General features: G+C 61.3%; 1 protein-coding gene and 2 pseudogenes. 1 reads left to right on the top strand and 2 read right to left on the bottom strand.

The annotated features are described in order from the left end of the window. Positions 1–141, bottom strand: a 141-nt coding sequence (locus NKI99_RS33525; protein WP_352613713.1) for an IS4/Tn5 family transposase DNA-binding protein, incomplete at its 3' end; no start/stop codon positions are given. 274 nt (positions 142–415) lie between these two features. Here NKI99_RS33525 and NKI99_RS33520 point away from each other — a divergent pair. Next, positions 416–1,752, top strand: a pseudogene (locus tag NKI99_RS33520) (ISNCY family transposase). Between the two features lie 340 nt (positions 1,753–2,092). On the opposite strand, the pseudogene tnpC reads toward NKI99_RS33520, so the two are convergent. Beyond that, positions 2,093–3,287, bottom strand: a pseudogene (gene tnpC, locus NKI99_RS33515) (IS66 family transposase); the annotation flags it as partial.

Here is a 3,287-nt window from a genome sequence, read left to right as displayed (position 1 = left end):
CGGGATTGGCTTGCCCGGCGCAGCTGACATCTCATCCAGCAACCGTTGCGACCGGCGGACCAGGCGCTTGTCGGGAAGCGCCGCCCCAGAAAGCTCTTTCTCCTGCCAAGCGGTTTCGCTGCTGCCGGTCTTGACTCGCATCCGTGACGCCTCCGTGATTCGGCGTCACGGATAGAATCACGGTAGATTCATGTGGGGCAATAGGCCCGCCGACGATGTGGGTAATCGGAAGCCTCACCGGAGGGGGTACGAACCATCTCGATGCCGGACAGCACCTAGTTAGTTTCCGTCCACAAACGGGCAAATATTTGATTTTATTGATTGAATCGTAGCTTTGCGCGAGCAAGGCCCGGCGGTTTCAGGTATCTTGGATCATGCTACTGAGTCCAAAACCTGTCACCGCCGGAGCCCGACAATGCGCCAAGAACGCACCGTCCAAGCCAGCATATTCGATGTTTTTCGCCACGCACGAGATCGGCCACGAGTTGAAGGCGATGTCGCAATGGCTGGACGAACATCGCGATCTGCTCGGCTGGTGGCTCGCGATTTGGTTCGGGTCGGCGTCAAGGCCACCGGGCGGCAGGGCTTGCCGGGCGAAGCGGTGTTGCGCTGCGCGATGCTCAAGCAGTACCGGCAACTGAGCTACCAGGAACTGGCGTTCCACCTCGAGGACTCCGCCTCGTTTCGCGCCTTTGCCCGCCTGCCGTGGTCATGGAGCCCATAGAAGTCTGTACTACAAAAGACCATTAGCGCGATCCGGCCCGAGACTTGGGAACAGATCAATCGGACACTGCTGTCGGGCGCTCGGGAGGCGAAGCTCGAAGACGGCACGATCGTGCGGCTGGACAGCACCGCGACCTCGGCACTCATTCACGAGCCGAGCGACAGCAGCCTGCTTTGGGATGCAGTGCGGGTCATGGTGCGCCTGCTGAAGCGGGCCGATACCTTGGCCGGCGCCGGCTCATCATGGCGCGATCATTGCCGCGCAGCCAAGAAGCGCGCCCGCAAGATCCAGTTCACGCGCGGTCGACCCAATCGGGTCCAACTCTACCGCGAGCTGATCGCAATCACCCGCACGACCTTGGCCTATCTGACGCAGGCGACCGAGCGATTGGCCGCAGTGAGCACTCCGCTCATCGCACTGTGGCAGGCCCAGGTCCGTCACTATCGGCCGTTGGTCGAACGCATCATCAGACAGAGCGAGCGGCGGGTATTGGCCGGCGAACCGGTGCCGGCCGGCGAGAAGCTGGTCAGCCTGTTCGAGCCGCATGCCGATATCATTGTCAAAGGCAGCCGCGACACCGAGTACGGCCACAAGCTCAACCTGACCACCGGCAGGAGCGGCATGATCCTCGATCTGGTGATCGAAGCCGGCAATCCGGCCGACAGCGACCGCTTGCTGCGATGCTGGAGCGCAACATCGCCTTCTATGGGCAAGTGCCGCGGCAAGCGGCGGCCGATGGCGGCTTCGCCACGCGCAACAACCTAGCCACGGCGAAGGCGTGGGGCGCCTCCGACATGGCCTTCCACAAGAAAGCCGGCCTCCGGATCGAGGACATGGTCAGAAGCAAGTGGGTCTATCGCAAGCTACGCAACTTCCGTGCCGGCATCGAAGCTGGCATCTCTTGCCTCAAACGCGCTTACGGTTTGGCACGCTGCACCTGGCGCGGACTTGACCACTTCAAGACCTACGTCTGGTCCTCGGTCGTGGCTTACAACCTCGTCCTCTTCACTCGCCTCCAACCAACCTGATCCCAACTCGGCATTGCTGCTGTCTCAGCCGGCAAACGCCGCCTGCGGTGGCCTGTGCCTGATCGTGCCGATGACACCATCCTGTCGACAATTAGTGCTCTTGATCCTGTCCTTGCCGTCAAAGGCGCCTTTCAGGTCCAGCACAAGATCTTGTAAACGCTGTGAAATACGCACGTTTATGGACGGAAACTAGTTAGCGCGATGTAGGTTTCATCGATATGCCACCTCCGGTGACAGCACGCTTGCAGCGTCGGTTGAAGCGTAGGCGCGATTTTCCCTGCACGTTGACGCCGGCGCTTTCGACGGATGGCCTTCGAATTGGGAACGGTATCTGGTCTGATCAGACTGCTGTTGCTTTGGCGAAGTTGAAGGGCAGCAGATCGTAGATATCAGCGTCCTCGTTGCGTTGAGGCAATTCGGTGAGGACGTGGCGCAGCCACGCTAACGGCTCGACGCCACAGGCGCGGCAGGTCAACATCAGGCTGTAGATGACGGCGCTGGCCCTGGCTCCGTCGACGGTATCGCTGAACAGCCAACTTTTCCGGCCAGTGGCAAAGATTCTGATGTCACGCTCGAGAAGATTGTTGTCGATCGGCATGCTGCCGTCCTCGGTGTAACGAGTCAGATATCCCGATATCCCCATTGGTTCAGGGTGTAGGAGACGGCGTCGCCGAGCTTGCTGTCCGGCAAGACTTTTGGAGCGAAGTCGTCGAGCCATGCCTTGAGAGCCTGGAGGATCGGGACACTATGTTGCTGGCGGAAGCGGCGAATGCAGTGATCTCGCGTTTCGCCGTCATCGGGGATTTCGTTCCGCGCCTGCCTTTCAACCCGATAGAGCTGTTCAAAGAACCGGAGCGCCTGTTCCGGCGGGCCGCCGCCTTTCTTCCTCGCCTTTAGGGCATCGACGAAGCGCCGCCTGGAATGGGCCATGCAGCCAAGATGCGTTGCCCCTTCCAGCGTGCGCCAGGCGGAATAACCGTCACTCATCACGATGCCGCGGTAATCGCCCAAGAAGGTCTGCGGGTGTATCTGGCCGCGACCCGGCTGATAATCGAGCAGCACGATCGGCTCGTCACTGTCGTGGCCGCTCCGGTATGCCCACATGTACGAGGTGCTGGTGGCCTCTCTGTCCATTTCCTTCAGCACCTGGACCGTGGTCTCGTCGCCATGGATGAGGGGCTGCGATCTGAGCCGCAGCTTCAGCACGTCATAGATGCGGGCGAGATGCTTTTCGCTCGAGCCGATCACCCAGTGACCCAAAGCGCCACGGCTGACAGGAACGCCCGCGCGCTCGAAGGCCTGCGCCAGGCGGTAGAGCGGTGTGCCGTCGACGTATTTGTGAACGAGCGCGAAGGCCAGCGTCGAAGCCGTGGCGATGCTGCCCGGCAAGGGTTGCGCGGGCATCGGCGCGGTCACGACCGGCGTGTTGATGCCGGTACGGTCGCAATGACGGCAGATCCCATGGGGAGTGGATCGTGGCCCGCACTCTGGCAGAGTGGGCCATCGCAACTCGCTCTTTGGAGGCCCTTTCATGC

It is taken from the genome of Mesorhizobium sp. M0239 (assembly GCF_040321815.1).
Lineage (GTDB): Bacteria > Pseudomonadota > Alphaproteobacteria > Rhizobiales > Rhizobiaceae > Mesorhizobium.
Note: the sequence above shows the minus strand (reverse complement) of the source record. Positions and strands in the feature narration are given on the sequence as shown.